The organism is Sphingobium sp. C100 (assembly GCF_000508185.1).
Classification (GTDB): domain Bacteria; phylum Pseudomonadota; class Alphaproteobacteria; order Sphingomonadales; family Sphingomonadaceae; genus Sphingobium.
On record NZ_AYOY01000161.1, the window covers coordinates 14,282 to 34,998 of the forward strand.

At 61.6% G+C, this 20,717-nt stretch carries 15 protein-coding genes and 2 pseudogenes; 11 read left to right on the plus strand and 6 right to left on the minus strand.

Annotated features, from left to right (window positions below; translation table 11 throughout):
• Positions 1-14: 14 nt before the first annotated feature.
• The 3 genes from C100_RS39620 to C100_RS39630 all read left to right on the plus strand — a co-directional run bounded on the left by C100_RS39620 (position 15) and on the right by C100_RS39630 (position 2,968).
• Positions 15-956, plus strand: a complete 942-nt coding sequence (locus C100_RS39620; protein WP_024020671.1) for an MlaD family protein — start codon at positions 15-17, stop codon at positions 954-956.
• Between the two features lie 215 nt (positions 957-1,171).
• Complete coding sequence (locus C100_RS39625; RefSeq protein WP_024020672.1) at positions 1,172-2,044, plus strand: alpha/beta fold hydrolase; 873 nt, start codon at positions 1,172-1,174, stop codon at positions 2,042-2,044.
• 159 nt (positions 2,045-2,203) lie between these two features.
• The gene (locus C100_RS39630; RefSeq protein ID WP_152536489.1) at positions 2,204-2,968 is read left to right on the plus strand and encodes a class I SAM-dependent methyltransferase; all 765 of its coding nucleotides are present in this window, start codon (positions 2,204-2,206) and stop codon (positions 2,966-2,968) included.
• A gap of 48 nt (positions 2,969-3,016) precedes the next feature.
• On the opposite strand, the pseudogene C100_RS39635 reads toward C100_RS39630, so the two are convergent.
• The 3 genes and pseudogenes from C100_RS39635 to C100_RS39640 form a co-directional block, all read right to left on the minus strand.
• Positions 3,017-3,220, minus strand: a pseudogene (locus tag C100_RS39635) (transposase domain-containing protein); the annotation flags it as partial.
• Positions 3,211-4,113: a hypothetical protein gene (locus C100_RS47940; protein WP_161633928.1), complete on the minus strand. Its 903-nt coding sequence runs from the start codon at positions 4,111-4,113 to the stop codon at positions 3,211-3,213. The gene C100_RS47940 and the pseudogene C100_RS39635, both read right to left, overlap by 10 nt.
• A complete protein-coding gene (locus C100_RS39640; RefSeq protein WP_031309823.1) occupies positions 4,076-5,308 on the minus strand; it encodes an integrase in 1,233 nt (410 codons plus the stop codon). Before C100_RS39640 ends, C100_RS47940 begins: the two co-directional genes overlap by 38 nt.
• Before the next feature lie 133 nt (positions 5,309-5,441).
• On the opposite strand from C100_RS39640, the gene C100_RS39645 reads away from it, so the two are divergent.
• On the plus strand, positions 5,442-6,467 hold the full coding sequence (locus C100_RS39645) for a hypothetical protein (protein ID WP_024020677.1): 1,026 nt from the start codon (positions 5,442-5,444) through the stop codon (positions 6,465-6,467).
• Positions 6,468-6,527: 60 nt separating this feature from the next.
• Here C100_RS39645 and C100_RS39650 read toward each other — a convergent pair whose 3' ends face one another.
• The 3 genes from C100_RS39650 to C100_RS39660 all read right to left on the minus strand — a co-directional run bounded on the left by C100_RS39650 (position 6,528) and on the right by C100_RS39660 (position 10,077).
• Positions 6,528-7,544 carry a ParB/RepB/Spo0J family partition protein gene (locus C100_RS39650; protein ID WP_024020678.1) on the minus strand — a complete coding sequence of 339 codons (1,017 nt, stop codon included), beginning with the start codon at positions 7,542-7,544 and terminating at the stop codon, positions 6,528-6,530.
• Between the two features lie 46 nt (positions 7,545-7,590).
• Positions 7,591-8,793, minus strand: a complete 1,203-nt coding sequence (locus C100_RS39655; RefSeq protein ID WP_024020679.1) for an AAA family ATPase — start codon at positions 8,791-8,793, stop codon at positions 7,591-7,593.
• Positions 8,794-8,982: 189 nt separating this feature from the next.
• Positions 8,983-10,077, minus strand: coding sequence for a replication initiation protein (locus C100_RS39660; protein WP_037530772.1), 1,095 nt, complete (start codon positions 10,075-10,077; stop codon positions 8,983-8,985).
• Positions 10,078-10,829: 752 nt separating this feature from the next.
• Here C100_RS39660 and C100_RS39665 point away from each other — a divergent pair.
• The 7 genes and pseudogenes from C100_RS39665 to C100_RS39695 form a co-directional block, all read left to right on the plus strand.
• Positions 10,830-11,150 (plus strand): single-stranded DNA-binding protein, encoded by a 321-nt coding sequence (locus C100_RS39665; RefSeq protein ID WP_024020681.1) that lies wholly within the window; start codon positions 10,830-10,832, stop codon positions 11,148-11,150.
• Between the two features lie 82 nt (positions 11,151-11,232).
• Entirely contained in the window at positions 11,233-12,132 is a 900-nt protein-coding gene (locus tag C100_RS39670; protein ID WP_024020682.1) for a DUF7146 domain-containing protein, read from the plus strand.
• A 69-nt stretch (positions 12,133-12,201) separates the two neighbouring features.
• Positions 12,202-16,419: a strawberry notch-like NTP hydrolase domain-containing protein gene (locus tag C100_RS39675; protein WP_024020683.1), complete on the plus strand. Its 4,218-nt coding sequence runs from the start codon at positions 12,202-12,204 to the stop codon at positions 16,417-16,419.
• A 123-nt stretch (positions 16,420-16,542) separates the two neighbouring features.
• Positions 16,543-18,597 carry a ParB/RepB/Spo0J family partition protein gene (locus C100_RS39680; RefSeq protein ID WP_024020684.1) on the plus strand — a complete coding sequence of 685 codons (2,055 nt, stop codon included), beginning with the start codon at positions 16,543-16,545 and terminating at the stop codon, positions 18,595-18,597.
• A 139-nt stretch (positions 18,598-18,736) separates the two neighbouring features.
• Positions 18,737-19,660: an ArdC family protein gene (locus tag C100_RS39685; RefSeq protein WP_024020685.1), complete on the plus strand. Its 924-nt coding sequence runs from the start codon at positions 18,737-18,739 to the stop codon at positions 19,658-19,660.
• A 132-nt stretch (positions 19,661-19,792) separates the two neighbouring features.
• Complete coding sequence (locus tag C100_RS39690; RefSeq protein WP_024020686.1) at positions 19,793-20,428, plus strand: hypothetical protein; 636 nt, start codon at positions 19,793-19,795, stop codon at positions 20,426-20,428.
• 25 nt (positions 20,429-20,453) lie between these two features.
• Positions 20,454-20,717: pseudogene (locus C100_RS39695) on the plus strand (DUF6927 domain-containing protein); the annotation flags it as partial.

A 20,717-nucleotide genomic window follows, 5' to 3' on the forward strand; every position in this document is an offset into this window, starting at 1 on the left:
GATTTCTAGGTCACATGGAAACGCGTTCGAACTGGTTGAAGGTGAGCCTTGTTGTCGGCCTGCTCATAACCGCCGTCATTGGGTTCACCCTGTGGCTCATCCAGTCACGTGAGGCTGACGGGGCCACGTATGAGGTGCAGTTTAAACAATCGGTCGACGGCGTTCAAATCGGATCGGGCGTCAACCTTCTTGGTGTTCCCGTTGGGAAAGTAACCCAGGTCCGGCTCCAACCTTCAAATCCGGATACGGTCGTGGTCCGGTTCGTCCTTACCAAGGACATCTTACTCCATCGCGGCGTGACAGCGTCGGTCGATAAATCATTCTTCGATGGATCGGCAGAGATAAGCCTGGCGGGAAGCAACAAGCGTGAACCGGCACTTACAGTTCAAGCGGGACAGCCATTCCCGCTTGTACCAGTGAAGACCGGCGGCCTCCTCAGCGGCGACCTCAATCCAGGCGAGATGATCGCCAAGATATCGTCAGGTGCCGAGAGCATCTCAAAGAAGCTGGACCCTGCCGGTCAGCGATCCATCGAGGAACGTCTTGGCCAACTCGCGCTGCGCACGCGGAACTGGAAAAGCGATGTCAGTCAAATCGCGGGGGAGGCCCTGCAGGAAGACAGGATCCATTCTCTAGGGAATGTAATGGCTCGGGCGGGAGACGACGCCGAGAGGCTTCGCCTGAGGCTCGAGGCATCGCGGGGCGGTCTTCGCGACAGCCTCGTCCGGCCCTTGCATGATGCCGAAGGCAAAGCCCGGTCTCTGGGCCTATCCATTTCACACGCACGGCCCCGGATCAGGCAATTGGAAGGGGATGCGCAACAAATCGCCGAAACCGCCCGCGCCGTTCGCGAACCAGTTCGACGCGTGGGCGATGCGGCCAAGAAGATTGACCGGGAAGGCTTGGGATCTCCCAAACTACCTGACTACCGGCCCACGACTGAGGAACGGAAATAGATGATCGCGATCGACCGCTCAGGAACGGACCAACCCTCGTCTTCATGCACAGGCGCGCAATCAGCTTCTGTGAAGCACGAACTCAGGACGATAGAACAACCCTCTCAATTCTTCGCGCGTGTGTGGATGCAACGTCCTGAAGTGGCGCAAAGGCAAAGCCAAAAATGGACTAAGGGGTTTATCTTCAATCGGGCCTGCAGGATCGAGACTGGTGGATGACCGGGAAGAATTGCAAAATCGATGGAGCCGCTGGTATCAGCCTGGCTGCTGAAGTGAAGGGCGAATGCAGGGCGATGCCCGTCTTGCTTGCCCACGGGGCGGGTCAGACTCGCCGCGCCTGGAAGCGGGTAGTGCAAGATCTGGTCGAGGCGGGGTTTCGCGCTATCGCTATAGACATGCGTGGGCATGGCGATAGCGACTGGTCGAGCGCAGGTGCGTATGACGTGCGCGACTTTGCGGCCGATCTCGTCGCGGTAGCATCAGGAATGGATCGCAAACCGGCTCTGGTAGGCGCCTCCCTCGGCGGCCTTGCCGGAATGATAGCCGAAGGAGACCTCGCCCCAGGCAGCTTCGCATCGCTCACTCTTGTAGATATAGCCCCGCGTATCGAGCCGGGCGGCGTGATGCGGGTGGTCAGCTTCATGCAAGAACATGTCGAGACTGGCTTTTCGTCTCCGGAAGAAGCTGCACAAGTCATTGCGCGCTACATGCCACATCGTCGCAAGCGCAGAGCGGGTGGTGGCCTACGGCACTATCTCCGGCAGAAAGAGGATGGCCGCTATTACTGGCACTGGGATCCAGCATTTATTCGCAATATGGTGGCTGCACATTGCAGCGACACCGCGCATCAGGAGCAGCAAGTCAATATATTATACAAGGCTGCCGCTAATTTGACGCTACCGCTGCATCTGATCAGGGGCGGATCCAGTGATCTTGTCTCGGAAGGCGCTGTCGAACATCTGCGCGAACTGGCACCGCATGCTGAATATACCGATATTATCGATGCCACGCATATGGTCGCAGGCGATGCAAACGACGCCTTTTCTGCCGCAATTCTCGGCTTTTTAGGGCGCCAGTCCAGCTTCTAGAGGGACGAGCATGGGAGAAGAGATTTGCTCCTGATCATCGAGGGTCGGACGACTTGCTGTGGAGAGCGCCATACATTGGTGGGTTTGCCTAAGATGACACTCGGTAACTGGCTGCTGCCTCGCTCACTGGACTGCTATCCATAACGAAGGTGACGAAAGTTGACGACCAAAAATCTGACCGGCATGCTGGCCAAAAAGATGCCGCAGGAAACAGGCACCGCGCGCACAAAGGGCGAAACCCTGTTCCAGCTATTCTTTGCGCTCATCCAATGGCCTTGGCTGTTGAAAAGCCTTTATGGGGGAAACAAAGCTGAAAAAAATGCTGTTCTTGAGCGTATAAACCTTGAACAGGACGCCTTGCCTCATCTTGGCAGCTGGAAAGCAGACACTTACCTTCTTCACAGGATTGTTGATGAGATTGAAGTCCGACAACCGAAAAATGTTGTGGAATTAGGTTCCGGAGTAACTTCGCTGGTTATCGCCAAAGCATTGTCGCTTCACGGTGGCGGGCATTTATACAGCTACGATCAGTATGAACCGTTCGTTGAGCAGATGGGCATTTGGCTCGCTGAGCACCACCTGTCGGCAAGTTTCAGCCATGCTCCGCTGAACTTTCGGGACCAGGCCTGGCCTGGATTATGGTATGCCTTGCACGACCTTCCACAGACAATTGATCTGCTTGTCATAGATGGACCGCCTTGGTCAATTCATCCCTTTACCCGAGGAATGGCGGAACGCCTTTTCGAACGTATCGCACCGGGAGGCCTTATCATGCTCGATGATGCAGCAAGACCGGGAGAAAGATACGTGGCGCGACGCTGGAGGAAAACCTGGAGAGACTTCGAGTTCGAGTTCGAAGGCACGGGCGCCAAAGGCCTGCTAACGGGACGGAGGATCGACAGATCGGATAATCGCCAAAAGTGACGCTGTAATGCATTAGCGACTTCCGTTGCTGATTCGTAAGCGGTGTTTTCAGCCCACGTCGATCCAGGGCATGAGTTTGTCGACGGCATTGGCCTGATGACCTGCGGCGAGGCGCGAGAGCGTAGCCGTCAACCAGTCGTGCGGGTTGATGGCGTTGAGTTTGCAGCATTCGATGAGCGTGGCGATCACCGCCCAGTTATCGCCGCCTTCGTCCGATCCGGCGAACAGGGCATTCTTGCGGTTCAAGGCCATCGCAGGGTCATTCTGCCCATGTCGGGCAGATGGTAGAGTTTCATTATCGCTGGCATCCATATTACGGCAGTCGTTTTCGGGATGAACGCCGCGAGGACCGGGCCAATAGCGCGATCATCCGGGTAGAGATCAGGCCGGGTGAGATCATCCAGGTCGCAGAGTGGATGCTGGACAGCGCGTTGTGCGCCGACATGGAGATGGGCGAACCGCGCGTTGCGGTGATTGGGCTTGTAGAGCTTCATGGACTGCTTACCCATCGCGGTTTCAGGCAGACTTCGACGGATGCACTCACGGCTATCCAGGAGGCGCGCCATGAAGGCACTACCACGACCCTCGTCGCTACCGATGCTGACCCAGCAGCTGAGCATGCCGCTCGATACGCCGCAGATGCGAGGCCTGCGATCAAGGTCCAGCGCGCGGATATAGGCGAGCCGTTCGATCAGGCGCAGGATATTGCGCGCAGCCGGCGATTGTGGCGCATTGCGCAGCCAGGATACGGTTGTCTTCCCGCAGCCATTGTGACCGAATAGGTAGGCGATCTTTTTAAGGTTGGTGAGCTTCTCACCTGCGGCTGGATATGTCGCCTCGCCAGCAATCCCAATTGAAGTCAGCACTCCGCCCCCACGAGATAGTAATTCCCTGAACCGATCTAGCCGCCGGCGCGCCGTGCTTCCAGCCGTATTGCTCAGCTGGATCCGTTCTCGGACTAACGAGGTTCTTCCCAAAGGTTCGGCACATCTACGGTCAGACCCTCTGTCCATCGGCATCGTTTGCTTCAGACAGAAGCAGCCATTCAAGCCGTGAGTCAGGAACGGCGGAAGTGTCCCAGCTTTCGTTCGATCTCGGCGCTGACGGCTAAGCAATTTTCGCCATGAGGCGACCTGCAGCGCCATGCTCAGCGGCGAGGTTGCGGTTGTAGGCGAGCGGCATCCGCGGCGATTTCCACCGGAGCGCATCCATAATGCCGGCCAAGTCCTCGCCGCTCGCGAACAGGTCCTGATTGAGCCCGATCCGCGTCGAATGCGCGCTGACACCTTTGAGTAGCCGAGCCAGATCCTCCGCTGTCAGATCGGGTAGCGCACCAAGATCGAACGCCCGCTGGATGATGGACCGGAAGATCGGCCCGATTGAGCCCGGATGCAGCGCCAAGGAGCCGACGTCATATTCGACGCGCGCCTTCACGGCTGGCTTGGAAAGCGTCTTACGCAGATCCCACGTTTCTCGCCCCGAGATGCTGTCGATCGACCTCCCCCGCACCGCCGCTTTAGCCTTGTAGCGTCGTACGTTCACGCGCCGAAACACCGGCCCCACCTCGATCCCCGCAACCTCTAGCCAAGCTGCGATCGCCCGAACAGTCCGAGGGCTCAGATAGGCAGTCGCCCCCTCCCCTTCCTGGTCGCCCTTACTGCGTGGAATGCTGAGCAGCCGCGAATCCGGATCGATCGCCTCGATGATGTGCGCGACCTCGATCGCCACCAGCTCCGAGGCGCGCAACCCCGTGTCGTACCCGGCAGAGAGCAGCGCGCGATTGCGTAGACCCGGCAGATCGTCCGCGCAGCTCTCGAGTAGTGCTCTGACGTTGAGTCCACGTGGCTCGTCGCGCTCGACGTTGCGCACCGGCCCTTTGAACCGCAGCGGCCGCGCTTGCTTCTGGGCGGTGCCAAGGCGACGACGGATCGCCTGCAGGCGCAATTTGACCAGAGAGGCCTGGGTCGGATCCTTGAGATCCAGCAGTAGGTGAATGTTGGCGATCGACGCCTTGTAGCGGCCGAGCGAGGCCGGCTTGCTCCCCTTCTCCGCGCGAGCATCAAGATAGTCCGCCACGGTCTCCGGGGTCGCCGGCAGCGATACGCGGTTGCGGCCACGGCACCACAGGTCGAACGCTTCCAGGTCGGACTTAAGCGCGCGGATGCTGTGTGGTGAGGATGCAGCCTGATAGGCGGCGATCAACGCCTCATTGACCACGATGCGCTCGCCCGCGCGCATCTTCACCACCGCCCAGGAGAGATCGTCGGCCGCAGCCATCGGCGCTGGCGCGGTTTTCCCAGCAATTAGGGCGTTGTCGTCGAGGTGCCAGGGGTGATCCATCTGCGCGATGTATACCCCACCTTATAAAGAGGCGTCAAATATGGCCATCTGATAACTGCAATTATCATAGGTCCATATTTGGGGAGCAACGGCATGGTAGACGCTAGGGCTACTTTGGGGATATGTTTATGCCATGCCTGCTACCATCCCAGACCTCTCAGAGCCAATCTGGACATCCAGGCTCGTCGCCCGTCTGGAACGGGCGGCAGCGGCGATAGGCCGCCTCGATGCCCGCGTTTCAGCCAGTCCTGCCGCCGCGCCGTGGCAGCGACGCGCCACCTGGACCGGCTATACCACGGCGCTGCGGGTGCAGGGCGCAGAGATTGACGAAATTGATATTTTCGGCCGGGAATGCGCCGTCAATCTGCCCGGTCGCCCGCCGATGCCGACCAATCTGGACGATCGTGATGCGCTTCCGATTTGGCAGCGGCAATTGGCCCAGCGCGAATCCCGGTATTGGCGAGACGAGCTCGCGATCTCAACGGCCGTCCCAGAAGATTGGAGTAAGCGGCCAGCCCTCCTCCGCGCGCTTGAGATTACGGCCAGGCGCTCCCGCGCAGACAGCACGATCACGCCGTGGCTTGCCGTCCCCGGGCTCCTGCGATCGATGAAGATAACCCAGGCCGTGCTGCCGTGCCTGACCATTGGCGACAAGGCGCTTCGCCTCTCGCCGCGCGACACGCAGGCCATCGTCCTGCGTAACCTCCGGTCGCTTACCGATCGGGCGGAAGAGGGGCTGGTGAGGCTCCAGGCGCTCGAGGAAGACCGTTTACGCGCCGCCGCAGCCCTCCATGGCGCGCCCCGTCCTGGCAAACTCCTGGATTTGCTCAGCCTTGTCCAGTTTGTCCCCGTCGTCAGTCCTCGCATGCTTGCCCGGCGATTGGACCTGACGATCTCCGGTGCCGGCAAGCTGCTTTCTCGCGCGGCAGAGCTGGACCTTCTCGTGGAAGTGAGCGGTCGTCAGGCCTGGCGGACCTACATGACGCGCGATCTGGCTATCGCCTTCGGGTTTGGTGTCCGTCCGGTAGGGCGTCCCCCTGCCCCGCCCCAGGCGCTCCCAGATTTTGTACCAGCGCTCGCAGAGTTTGATCGTGAAATGGCCGAACTCGATTCAATGCTAGCTGGCCTCGGTATCGATGTCTCGGCTCACCACCACTGATTGAGTTGCAGCGGGGCGGACGGCTCGATGTCACGCCTCCCGTTCTTGCGTCGGCCCACTTCAGGCCCAGTGGGCGTCAAGCACCTCGCGAATGGCTTTCTCGGCATCCTCACGAGAGGCCCCACCCCTATTGAGAAGTGTCAGGCGAATTCCCTTGCGATCAGTGCCCTCGATACGAAGCACGGCTTTCCCGGTCTCGCTCGATACAACCTGCGCCATTCCTGACTTCTTGGGGGATCCTGACCTTTTGGGGGGGTCGGCCGCCAGCGCCAATGCGCGGACGATGTCGGGCACAGCCATGGGAGCGCCCTCCCCTCCCGATCGAGCACTGAGCGCGGCCGCTTCAGCAAATACGCGTTGTCGACGATCGTCCGGCTTCAACAATGGCTTGATCGTTGTGACGTGCTTGATCCGCAAATCCTGCGGATTGGGAAAAGCGACCATCAATTCCACCGGAAGGCGGGCGAGATCAAGATAGCGGCTCAGCCAGCTTTCTGTGACATTGATCCGCTCGGCCATGACCTTCTGTCGGCCCTCATAATAGGCATCAAGCGCACGGAGATAGTCGCGTGCCCGCTCCAGATCGCTAAGGTCTTCGCGCGCCCTGTTCTCGATATCCGCGATGCGGAATGCTTCTTCATCTGACAGTTCGCGGATGTCGACCAAGAACCGGAAGTCGGGGTAATTATGGCTACGCAGCCAGCTGATCGACCAGTGACGCCGAGCGCCACAAATCACCTCGAAATCAAAGTCCGATTCGCCGCGCACCCGCCGGACAATTGCCGGCATTTCCTGGCGTCCCTGCGCCTTTATGCTTTCGATGAGATCGGCGCATCGCTCCTCGTTGAGGAGCGCATATTCCCGGTTGTGCCCCGCCCACATTCGGCATCGAGCGGGATCGACCAGTTCATGCGTGCGGCTAACAACCGATCCCGCTGCCAATTCAGCCAAGCGGTTCTCTCTTCCAGTCAGTACATTCGAACCAAGGCCGGGACGACGCGGGGCGGGCGCACCATCTTCAGGCAGATTTATTCCGGCTGCTAAGTCAGCCGCGAAACTCGCATTCTTTCTGCTCATAATGCCGCCCCTCTACCGGGAATTGCACCGGTGCAATTTTTGCTTTTCATGCCAAACCTTCCTTTCGCAAACGGCCTAAATGGCTGGGCCACATGGCGCGAATATCCAATTCCAGCTCAGCGTTGACGCCATCGAGATAAGTGAGGCAGCGGTTGCGCACCGCACTGCTTGTGACGGGGCCGTCGAGTTCATAAACCGTCATCAGACGAGCCGTCGCATTGTCGATCTCAGCAGAATCCTTAAGCGGCGTACGTACCATCGCGTGGCCGAACAACGTCCGCATCAGATTGAGCAGTTCCTTCTGCATCGATTTGTTCTCGTCGACCTTCGAGGCAACAAAGCGCAAGAATTTGAGAGTTGGCGCAAAGCCGCGTTCGGCCAGCGTCTCGATGGTCTCATCAAGCATCGCCAGAAACGCCGCGGTCGAAGAAAAGTCCATGACGGTTGGCGGCACGGGCACAACGAGAGCATTCGCCGCGCGCAAAACCGACAAGGATATGGCGCCAAGGGCTGGGGGCGGATCAAGGACGATGACATCGAAGCGATCAGCAATGCTCGCGATGCCTTGAGAGAGGCGATCGATAAGCCCCCCCTGCCCGCGCGCCATCCGGGCGGCGATCTCATATTCCGACTGAAATAGCCGCAAATTGGCAGGGATTAGTTCAAGGCCATCGAAATGCGTTTTGCGCAGGGCATAGTCGAGCGAGGTCATTTCCTCCTGGCGGAGAAACGGATAGAGCGTGTCGTCCTCGGTCAGGTCGAGATCCGGCACATAGCCGAACAGCGTCGTCGCGGAGGCCTGGCTATCGCAGTCGATCAACGCGACCCGATAGCCCTGGATGGCGAGATACTGGGCAAGATGCACCGACAGCGTTGATTTGCCGACACCTCCCTTAAAGTTCTGGACAGCAACGACACAGCACGGGTCGTCTGCTGCCCGCCAAGGTCTTGTGCCGAACAGGCCCCGCATATCATTGAGCTGCGCGAGCGTATAACCCACTCTGCGATTATTCTCGGTTCGCGGCGGCGGCGGAAGTCGCCCGTCCTTTTCTGCGTCGCGGATCGCTGCAGGCGTCCGCCCCACCAGGTCGGCCGCCTTTCCGATTGGGAAAGTGGGCTCACGGCGATCATCCGCGCGCGCGCTGCGCGCCGAATCGCGAAGCCGCTCCAGCACCGAGGACGTTCGCTGGGCAAGCGTGGCCACCGATAGAAGATCGTGGGTGTCGTCGATGTCTAGTGATGCTGCCACAGGGCGCCCCTTTGCGAAACTCGGGGTACTGTAGCGCTACTTGCGCTTTTCCGTCAAATAGAAGCGGAGTTTCGAAAGTCGCGACGCATCGTGGTCGGCATATCGCCTGAATATCGCCAATCACCGCTTATCGAGGGGTCTATCCTGACTCGGTGGGGGCGACGGAAAATTACACCGGTGCAATTTTCGCTAGGGGCGCCCCCTCCGCGCAACGAAACTCTCGCAAAAGCCTGTCCAAGAACTCGTCAGCTTCGCGCCCTTGAGCTTCGCCAGACGGTCGCCCATCTGCTGGCGATAGGCGTCGGCAATGAGATCGATGTCCCATCCGCCCCCATGCGAACGGGCAATCGCGGCCAACCCTTCCGCGTTGAACCGGATCGTCCCTTCCGGAAAGACGATTTCCGAACTCTTCTCCGGCGCGATAAGCGCGCTGATGGCGGCCTTCACGACCGATCCCACTTCCACCGTGTCGGCGACCGTTTCCACAGCCCCTTCCCGGCGCGCCTTGCGTCCCGTCGAGTGCCGCTCAATCTCATCGACGGTCGCGATCTGCGCTGGCGCATCCTTCGGCTCAAAACGGAACTCGATCTCGGTCACCGTGCGGCCCTGTCGTATCTCCTTCCACTCGACTCGGAAGTGAGCGAGCTGATCAATCTCAGCCTTTGCCTTCTCGAGCACCTTGCGACGGAGTTGCGCGAAATCCTTGTACACCTCTGGCGATATGCCCAGCGCTGCACGCAGCGCTGCCATATCGCCCTTCCAGGTCGACTGGCGACGATGGAGCCGCAGCGATCCAATCTCGTAGAGTTTCAGCGCATAACTCGATCGGAAGCCCAGCACCGCCTGCCTATTAAGAACGGCATAGCTCTCGGATTCCTGGATGAGCTTGCGCGCATCAGGCGTAAACTCCCATTCGATCCAACCCGCGTCGGCGCCATCTGTATCTTCCGCCTCTTCGCGAGACGACGAGATCAGCGAAAAACGCAGCGTAGCTTTCTTGCCGCGCCAGGACCGGTCGTCGATCGCAAACAAAGTCCGGTGAAGTTCCTCCAGCATGTCGGAGATGCGTTCATTACCCTTGTGACCGCGGCGAATATCGGCTTTGCGCATGCGATGCGGCCGGTCCTGCCAGGCATCGCCGCCCGCTGTCAGGATCATCAAGGCAAGCAATCGCGACGCCGTCAGGCTGAGCGACTGGCCTTTCACGAATTTGATCTCAACGATGCTGCCGGGTTTGGCGAATTCTTCGCCACCCTTCGCCTGCAAAGCCGCCGCGACGCGCATGGCACGGCCCGGCGCCGAATCGGCCTCCGCCTCTTGCGCTGCATCCGCGCTTAGATTTTCCGCATGTTCCATGTCATATAGGCCGAACGCATATTGGCAGATTCGCCTAATTGCTGCCTGACCTGTCCTCGCTCGTCAAGTCAGGGCAGGCTGAAACTCTTTTGTCGCCCCCGTCCGGTCAGGTTAGAACCGTATGGCACTCCCGCAAAAGCACCGGGATCCTGCCGAGTCGCAATGCGATTCGCGTTCTCTTCGTTTTCGGCTCGCCCACGCTCTATAAACGCCGTAGAATGACACCATTCCGAGGCGCGAGGCCGCCAAAAGCGATCGCCCCCAATCGGTCAGGATAGCCCCAATCGGTCAGCTATCTGCCCCCGACCGGTCAGGTTGACGCCCCCGCCGGGTCAGGCAAAATCCCCCGTGCGGTCAGGATAAACGCGACAGATCATTGAAATTGCAGACGTTTTCGGCACAGAATCTGAATCACTTAGAATCATGAATCCTTCCGCTGCGAGCAGCGGCGTTGTTTTAGAATGATTCTAAAAGACCAAGCAGGCGATTCGCTCATCCCTTCAGGTCGGACAGCATGACCGATTCCCCCCCTAGCTGGGGGGATACCGCGACACCGATGTTCCACGATAGCATCCCGGTCTCGATCCTTGGCAGATCCGCCCAGCGACGAGATCCTCGGCGACCCGACAGCAGCTGAATCACCGCTCGTCGCCGCTGGGCAGACGCAGTGAGGAGGTCGCATGATCAATTTTGCCAAATTCGAGATCATCGGACGGATCGGCGAGATCGACGCCAAGCCCAAGGTCACGAGCATCTCGGTGTGCGCGAACTATCGCCGCCGCGGAGAGGGCGAACAGTGGATCGAGGACAGCTACTGGAACCGCGTCGTCATTTTCAGCGATGGCCAACGGAAATATATCGATGAGAAGGCCCAGGTTGGCGATCTCGTGAGGATTGCCGGACGGCTGCGTGACACCTCCTACGAGCGCGATGGCACCACCCACTACACGACCGACCGGATCGTCGAGGAGTTCGGTGTGCTGGCGGCTAAGGCGGCATAGGTCGTGGGAGGCAGCGCCGATTGGGCCAGAGGGGAGGGGGCATGCGCGGAGCGAACCTAAATCTTCGATAGGAGTTTCGCTTATGTCAGTCACCATCGACGCAGCGGTTCGCGCCAAGCAGATCGTCGAGAGCCTGGGCGGACGCTGGTCTGGATCGCGCGGCGAGTGCCGCTGCCCCGCCCATGACGATCATTCCCCCAGTCTTTCGGTCCGCCTCGGCACCAAGGCGATCCTGTTCAAATGCTTCGCGGGATGCACATCTACCGATGTCCTCAAGGCTCTCGATCGTCAGGGTTTGCACGATCGAGAGCCGGTCCATGTCGAGCCGCGCGCGCCGTCACGCGATCTGAGCGATTTGGCGAGGTCATTATGGCAGCGCAGCATCCCCATCGCCGGCACACCGGCTGAAGCCTATCTTCATGCTCGGGGCCTTTATGCGCCGACGCCTGACCTTCGCTTCAACCCACAGACGATCATAGGAAAGGGGAAGGATCGGCGCAGCCTTCCCGCAATGATCGCCGCAGTGAGAAATGAGCTGGGCCTGGTCGCGGTCCACCGGACTTTTCTTGATCCCACCGACATTTTGCGGCGCCCCTTCCACAAGCCCAAGCTGGCGCTGGGCCTGCTCGGCTCGGGCAGCGTGCGGTTTGGTGAGCCGGATGACGTTCTGGGCATCTCCGAAGGGATCGAAGATGCCCTGTCCGCCATCGACTGGTTCCAATTGCCGGTTTGGGCTGTGCTTGGTGCCGAGCGCTATGCCCATGTCGGCATACCGTCCCATGTGAAGCGCGTCATCGTGTTTGGTCAGCGGAACAAGGCGGCGAAGATCTGCCTTAAGAGGGCAGGGAAGCACCTCAGCGCCAACGGGCGAAGGGTCGAAGAGTGGCTCCCAACCGAGCATGACGATTGGAACGATGCTCTGCGCGATCGGCTTGCCCGCAATGCCGTTCCTCGCACCGTGATCCAGATACACGCCCACTGAAGAGAGGAGAGGAGGCCTCCGGCTTGTTGATCCGGTGATGGGCACCGGACGAAACGATGGAGGCCTCAAATGCACACCTCAGCCGCTGCTCTCGAACTCGATTTCACCGAACCATCCGTTACCGCCGCGAACGCGGTCTGTGCCGAGCTGCGCAAAGGCGACGGCATGGACCGGCCTGGCCTGCTCCGGGCGATGGAAAGTTCCTATGGTTCAACCGCTGCTGACGGGCACTGGTCACTCCGCGACGCCTATGATGTGCTGGAGCTGGCCCAGGTCCTGCACCTCGCCAAGCTCGACCTGCCGCAAGAGCCCGCCGAGTGCCTGGCGGCCCTGACCGCGCTCACCGCATCGCTGCCGACGCATACTGTGCGCAGCGAAGAACAGATCGCGCTCCAGCAATTTTCGACACCGGCCGCGATTGGCTACCTTGCCGCACTCGCCGTTCGCATCACCACAGCCGATACCGTCCTGGAGCCCTCCGCCGGCACCGGGCTCCTCGCCGTTTTCGCCGCGCGCGCTGGCGCCAAGCTCGTCCTCAACGAGATCGATCCGGCGCGCGCCGACATGCTCCAGGCAGCATTCCCCACCGCACCAGTCAGTCGCCACGATGGCGAACTCATCGACGATCTGCTGCCGCTGTCGATCCGCCCGACCGCCGTGCTCATCAACCCGCCCTTTTCACGCAGCATCGGTCGGCATGCCGACCCGCTTGCCGCGTTCCGCCACTTGCGCGCCGCCCTGAAACGCCTTGATGCCGGGGGGCGCTGCGCCGCTATCCTTCCCGATCGCGTGGATACATCGAGCCGCGCCTGGGCGAAGGCAACCGACGGCTGTGCGATCACGCTCCACGTCGAACTGCCCGCCAATGCCTATGCCAAACACGGCACCAGCCAGATCGTGAAGCTCATCGTTCTGGAAAAAGGCGTCCAGGATGACGTCGCCATCGTTCGGTGCAACTCACTCGCCGAAGCGCTCGCGACGATCAGCGCTTCCGCAGCCAGCGTCACGGAAACACCGCGACTCTCCCCAGCGCGTCTTGCACCAACCCGAGCGCGCGCATCCCTGCTCGGCGGTCTCTCGAGCAGACCCCGGCTTTCGGCCCCGATCGCGACGACCGCCCAATCTCTCAACGCGCTTGATATCGGCTACACCGTCTTTGCTGCACCCGTACCGACCGGTGAGGCGGTGGGGGTGTACCTGCCGTATCGGCCAAGCCGGATCGCCATTCCCTGTGCATCCGCGCATCCGACCGCTCTGGTGGAATCGATCGCCATGGGCTCGATTACGGCACCGCGGCCGTCTTACGTTCCGAAGCTGCCGACCGGAGTAGTCGACAACCGGGTGCTGTCCGACGCTCAGCTCGAAACGCTGATCTACGCCGGGGACGCTTTCGAGCGCGACATCTCCGGTCTGTTCAAGGCGGCCGAGGAAGGATTGTCGCTCACGCCGGACAAGGACGGTCGCCCTTACCGGACCGGATTCTTCCTTGGCGACGGCACGGGTGCCGGCAAGGGCCGTCAGGTTGCCGCCATTATCCTCGACCAGTGGCTGCGCGGGCGCCGCAAGCACATCTGGATATCCAAGACCGAGACACTGCTGGAGGATGCACGTCGCGACTGGACCGCGGTCGGCGGTCTTGCGCTCGACATCCAGCATCTCAACCAGTGGAAGCTGGGCACGCCGATCGGCGCGGCCGAGGGTGTGCTCTTCCTCACCTATGCGACGCTCCGCTCCAACCGGGGGGACAAGGGCACTCGCCTTCAGCAGATCCTCGACTGGGTCGGTGACGATTTCGACGGCATGATGGTGTTCGACGAGGCGCACGAAATGGCGGGTGTCGCCGGCGGCGAAGGCCGTTTCGGCACCAAGGACGGCTCCGATCAAGGCATCGCCGGCGTGCGCTTGCAGAACCTGCTGCCCCGTGCCCGCGTCCTGTACGTGTCGGCAACCGGCGCGTCGGACGTCAACAATCTCGCTTATGCCACCAGGCTTGGCCTGTGGGGTCCGACCACCGCCTTCGCCGATCGCCGCGCATTCGTCGACAGTCTGCGACGTGGCGGGATCGCGGCGATGGAATTGATCGCCCGCGACCTGAAAATGCAGGGCCTCTATGTCGCCAGGGCGCTCAGTTTCGCTGGTGTCGAATATGACATCCTCGAACATCGCCTGACGCCCGATCAGGTCGAGGTCTATGACGCCTATGCTGATGCGTGGGCGATCATCCACGCCAATTTGCGCACCGCGCTCGATGCCACCCGGGTGACGGACAGTTTCTCCAACGACACCTACAACAGCGGCGCGAAGGCTGCGGCACTGTCGATCTTCGAATCCACCAAGCAGCGGTTTTTCGGCCAAATCCTGATCGGCATGAAGCTGCCCTCGCTGATCCCGGCGATCAGAGCGGATCTGGCCCGGGGCGAGAGCGTCGTGATCCAGCTCGTCTCGACGTCCGAGGCGATGCTCAACCGGGCACTGGCCGCGCTGAACGCCGAGGACCGGGCGAATCTCGACATTGAGCTTTCACCCAAAGAGTTCGTCATGTACTATCTGACGGCCGCCTTTCCGGTCCGACAGATGAAGACCTTCGTCGACGACACCGGCAAGACGCGCTCCGAACCTATGTCCGACGAGGATGGGCGTCCCGTCTTCAGTCAGGAAGCGCTTGAGATGCGCGACAATCTCGTCGAGCGGTTCTGCTCCCTGCCGATCGTGGGGTCCGCCCTTGATCATATCATCGGGCATTTCGGGACCGATGCCGTCGCCGAGGTGACGGGACGAAGCCGGCGCATCGTCATCGACGCGCACGGTCGCCAGCGTATCGAGAGCCGTTCGCCGCGAACAAACCTTGCCGAGACCGACGCCTTCATGCGGAACGAGAAGAAGATCCTGATCTTCTCCGATGCAGGCGGCACCGGACGCAGCTATCACGCCAGCCTTACCGCCGAGAACCAGTCGCGCCGCAACCACTATCTGCTCGAACCCGGTTGGCGCGCTGACGCGGCCATACAGGGTCTCGGCCGCACCCATCGCACGCATCAAGCAACCGCGCCGCTGCTCCGTCCGGTATCGACCGACTGCCGCGGCGAGCGGCGCTTCATCTCCACGATTGCCCGCCGCCTCGACAGCCTTGGTGCCCTGACACGGGGCCAGCGTCAGACAGGCGGCCAAGGTCTGTTCGACCCGCGTGACAACCTTGAAAGCGACTATGCCAAGGAATCCCTCGAAACATGGTTCCGCCTGCTTGCCGACGGTAAGCTGCGCTCGACCACGCTTGGCGAATTCCAGACGTTGACCGGACTTGAGCTCGAGGGCGAAGGCGGCGGGCTGAAGGAGGAGCTGCCGCCCATCCAGCGCTGGCTTAATCGCATTCTCGCGCTGCGCATCGCGCTGCAGAATGCGATCTTCGATGAATATCTCGGCCTGATTGAGGCCAGGATCGAAGCGGCGCGCGAAGCTGGCACGCTCGATCTTGGCGTCGAGAGCATCAATGCCGAACGCATCACGATCCTCGATCGCACGGTAATCCGGCGCGACCAGACAAGCGGCGCGGAAACCGAGATTCTGCGTCTCGAAACGGAGGAGCGCTATAAGCCGCTCCCGCTGGATCGCGCGCTGCGTATCCTGGGCGATGACGCGCGCCCGATCCTCAATCGCAAGTCCGGTAGGGCCGCGATCCGGTGCAACACCTATTCGCTCACCGATGACGATGGTGAGATCGTTCGCCGTTACGAGCTGGTTCGGCCGACCCGTTCCGAGCGGATGCGGCAGGATTTGCTGCTCGAAACGATGTGGGAAGAGGCCAGCGAGGAGGAATTTTCGGCGCTGTGGCAGGCCGAGGTCGAGGAGATGCGAGACAAGACCCGCACCAGCACGCTCTATTTGGTCGCCGGCCTGCTCCTGCCGGTCTGGGATCGCTTGCCCGATGATCATGTTCAGGTCTGGCGCCTGAACACCGATGACGGCCAGTCTTTCCTCGGCCGGATCGTTCCTGCACCGCTGGTGTCGAAGCTCGCCGACGCTTTCGGGATCAACGCCACCATCGCCGTGTCGGGCGAAGACACCGCAAAGCATGTGATGACGACCGGCGATATATCATCCGTCGGAGCCTACCGGCTCAAGCGCAGCTTGGTCGCCGGCCAGCAGCGCCTCGAACTGCTCGATTGGCCGCACACGCGGCTTGCCGAACTCAAGGCGGCCGGCTGTTTTACCGACATCATCCAGCACAGGACGCGGATGTTCGTTCCCGTCGCGAATGCCGCTGCTGTCATCGAGCGCATCGCCGCCTGACGATCGAGGTCCTCTCTCCGCGCCCAGCGCAGGAGAGGGGAGGGGGCCTTCGGCTTTGTGGGCCTGATGAGCAGGCTCGCGTGACCGTCGAGGCGGCGCGCCAGTTCCAGATGGAGACGAAAGATGATCCAGTCCGTGAAGGTCAAGAACCTCTCGCTGTCGAAGGACAATGTCCGTAAATCGAGCCGTGAGGCCGGTATCGACGCCCTAGCCGCCAGCATCGCAACGCAAGGCTTGTTGCAGAATCTCATCGTTACCCCGCTCAAGAAAGCGGGCCATTTCACCGTCAAGGCGGGCGGGCGCCGGCTGCGCGCACTCCAGAGCCTGATCGAACAGGGCACTCTGCCCGTCGACCATGTCGTGCCCGTCCTCGTCCTTACCGACGACGACAACTCGGTCGAGGCGAGCCTCACCGAGAATTTTCAGCGCGTTCCGATGAACCCGGCGGATGAAAGCACCGCGTTCAACTTCCTCATCCAGAAGGGGATGACCGCCGAGGACGTTGCCAAGCGACAGGGCGTCACCACCCGCTTCGTCGAGCAGCGGGTGCGGCTTGCCGAGCTTGCACCAAGCGTGTTCCAGGCTCTCGCCGCCGGCGAAATCACCCTGGGGGTCGCTCAGGCCTATGCCGTGACGAGCGACATCGATCGTCAGGCTCGCGTGTTCGCACAGATGAGCACCTCCTATTATGGCGATCAGCCCGACAACATCCGGCGTGCGATCCTCAACGGGACGATCAAGGCGAACGATGCCAAGGCGCGGTTCATCGGTCGCGATGCCTATGTCGCCGCAGGCGGCCGCATCGAGGGTGATCTCTTTGCCGCCGAGGGGGACGAGAACTGGATCGACGTCGATCTTCTCGAAGATCTTGCCGGCAAAAAGCTGGAGGCGGCCGCCGCCGAACTCGCGCAGGCCAAGGGACTTGCCTTCGTGACGCCGATTGCGGCCACCCACGTTCCCTACGATCTCGAGCGTCAGCTTCATGAGTTTCACGCGCCCGCGCGACCGCTTAGCGAAGCGGAAAGCGCGCGCGTCGAAGCGCTTTCGGCCGAGAATGACCAACTCGTCGAGCAGCTTGAAGGCGAACTGACCGATGGGACGGCGGAAGCCGAGGTCGCGAACGATCGTCTCGACGAAATCGAACGGGAACTTGAAAGCATCGAGGAATCCCGTCGCGAGATCGATCCGGCGGTACGAGCGCAGATCGGGACGTTCGTTTATATCGGTGGCGATGGCGAAGCCCGCGTTCACACCCGCATGTTCAGTGAGAAGCCGGTTGTCGATCCGAATGCTCCGCCCAAGGTGATGGGCGGTGCCAATGGTGACGACGGCGCCTACGACATCGATCATGGACCCAAACTCAGCGCTACGCTGATTGACGAGCTGGCGACCCAGCGCCGGCAGATCCTCGTCGCTCACATCGCCAGTGATCCGGCGATGGCGCTGGACCTCACCATCTTCCTGATGGCGCAGAATGTCGTCTTCGAGCAGAACTACGTCCGCAACCACTCGACGCTCAAGTCCAGCGGCGCCCAATTCCCGATCTTCGGCTTCCGCGACGAAGGATCGATGGCGTCGCAGGCCATCGAGGATCAGCGCCAGCGTCTCGATACGAGCTGGGCCGGTCATAAGACCATGTCCGAACGTTTCGATGCCTTTCGTGCGCTCGACGACGAGGCCCGCGGCAGTTGGGTGGCCTTCTCGATCGCACGCACGCTGGAGCCGAGCCTGAACGTTCCCGAGGGCGGACGGTCCAATGGGTTCCATGACCATCTTGGTCGCGCGCTCGACATTCAGGTCGAGCATTGGTGGCGCCCCACGGCTGAAAACTTCTTCGGCCGCGTCAAAAAGGACGTCATGCTCGACGCGCTCGAGGCCATCGGCGGGCCGATCCTGCGCGGGCGATACAAGGACGCCAAGAAGGGCGACCTTGCCGCAACCTGCGCCTCGCTCTGCAACGGACAGGGGATCGTCGAGGCCGAAGTCCGCGAAAAGGCGGCGGCCTGGCTGCCGGATGCCATGCGCTTCGACGCCATCGAAAAGCCCGAGACCATCGCGCTGCGCTCGACCTTCATCGACGAGGCCGACGATGTCGATCCCGGCGACGATGGTGACGACGAGTCGGACCTCGAAGACGCGACACATGACGGTCAGGAGGATTTGAGCGAGGCAGCCTGACGCCCGCTTGCACGGTTCGAGGCGACTGGGGGCGGCACTCTTCGCGGAGTGCCGCCCCTCCTTTTGTGCCCGGACGGCGGCCTTTCAGAGGGGAGGGCGCTGCTCCGGGCTCGCCTCTACCAGATCAGGAGAACTTGCCGTGGCAAAGACCGCCGATAAACCGTCGCCCGCCGACACCATCACAAACGCGATTATCGACAAACTCGAATCCGGCGTACGCCCTTGGGTGAAGCCGTGGCGGCCTGGCCTCGGCGGCCGTCCCCTTCGCGCGACCGGCGACCCGTATAAGGGCATCAATTGCTTCTGGCTGTGGCTCTGCGCCGAAAGCGCCGGCTACCATTCGCGCACCTGGATGACCTACAAGCAGTCACAGGCGTTGGGCGGCCAGGTTCGCGAAGGCGAGCGGTCGCAAATCGCCATCTTCTACAAATCCTACAGCAAGACCGTGGAGTCGCCCGTTACCGGCGATGCCACGGACGAAATGCGCCGCGTGCTGCGATCCTACGCCGTCTTCAATGCCGATCAGATTGAGGGGCTGCCGGAGGAGTTTTATCCATGCCCCGTCAGCGTCGTCGCCCCCGAAGACGCGCTGCCGGATCGCGCGCAGCGCTTCCTCGATGCTCTTCCGGCGAAGGTTCACCAGCGCGGCGATCGTGCCTTTTACGACCGCGTTGCCGACAGCATCACGATGCCGCCCGTCGGGTTGTTTTCGACCCGCGCGTATTTCGCTTCGACGTTAGCGCATGAGGCAGGGCATTGGACCGGCCATCCCGACCGGCTCAATCGAGAGTTTGGCAGGAAATTCGGCGACAATGCCTACGCTTTCGAAGAGCTTTGCGCCGAGATGACATCCGCCCTGCTTGGCGCGGATCTTGGCCTCCCGACCGCCCATATCGACGATCATGCAGCGTATATCGGCTCGTGGCTCGCGGTGCTGCGCAAGGATTCCCGCGCCATCATGACGGCTGCCGCAAAAGCCGAAGCGGCGGCCGCCTTTCTGCTCCGCGCAACGGGCCTCGCCATGTCGGACGAAGCCCAGGAACAGATCCGTGAAGCAGCATGATCGCGGCGATCGCCCGCCCCGACCCCGGCGCCTACCGCCGGTTCGCCGTAGCGTCGAGCCGCGGCAAGGACAGGGGAGGAGAGGACGCCTTCGGCCTTTTGAGCGCGCCAGAGCGCTCAGAAGGAGGCTTCCATGCTCTACGATACGCTCTACCGCCACAATCAGGCCCTTTCCCCCGCCGGTCTGGACCATCTGCCGACGGCGCTCCACGCCCTCAACGCCGCCGTCGACGACTGTCAGCGTGCTGGCAAGCCTGTCGCCAGCGACGCGGCAATCCTTCTCCTCATCCGCCATCTGGCAGACATTGCCGAACGCGATGCGCCCAGCATGAACGTCCTTCGCCTTCGTTGCGAAGCGGATCGCCTGGCGGTCGACGCCGCGCCAGCGCTGCTCGACATTGCCGGGAAGAGCGTCGGCGGAAACTACCACGCCAAACGGACCTTCCACTATCAGGCGCGCCGCGCGCTTACACGCCTCGCGACGGCAATCGGCCTCGACGCGGACGACGCCCGTATCAACACCATCCTGGGGGCCGATCACGAAGACGGCACGACGGAGCTGCGCCACGCGGAACTCGCCGTTCGCGTGGTCCCGCGCGGCTTTCTTCCGGACAGCGAGGTCTCGATCAGCCGCTGTCGTGACGGGCAGGAGATCGGCAAGCTCCACCGCGCGCCGATCACCGAGTTACTCGACGTGGCCGCGTTCCAGCGCCGGCTTGCCGGCATGCTCGGCGATATCGGCGCGGTGCGTTTCGCGGCTGCCGCCTGAACCCCGCAATTGCAGGAGATCTCTCATGGGTTGGCTCTTCATGCGCGATATGGGTGGCTACGCCACTCCGCGCTCCTATCTCGACAACCAGTTCACCTATGCGCACGCGGACCATCGTCTTACGGTTCTCGCGTCCTCGATGGTCGGTTCGACCTATTATGCGGCGTGCGAACGGATCGAGGCATCCGGCGATCGGGCCGTCTTCGCTATCGTGTGCCTGACCCGGCAAAGCACCGGCGCGCGCGACGGCTGCACGTTCGGCTACAAAGACAGTGCGCCGTTGCGGCGC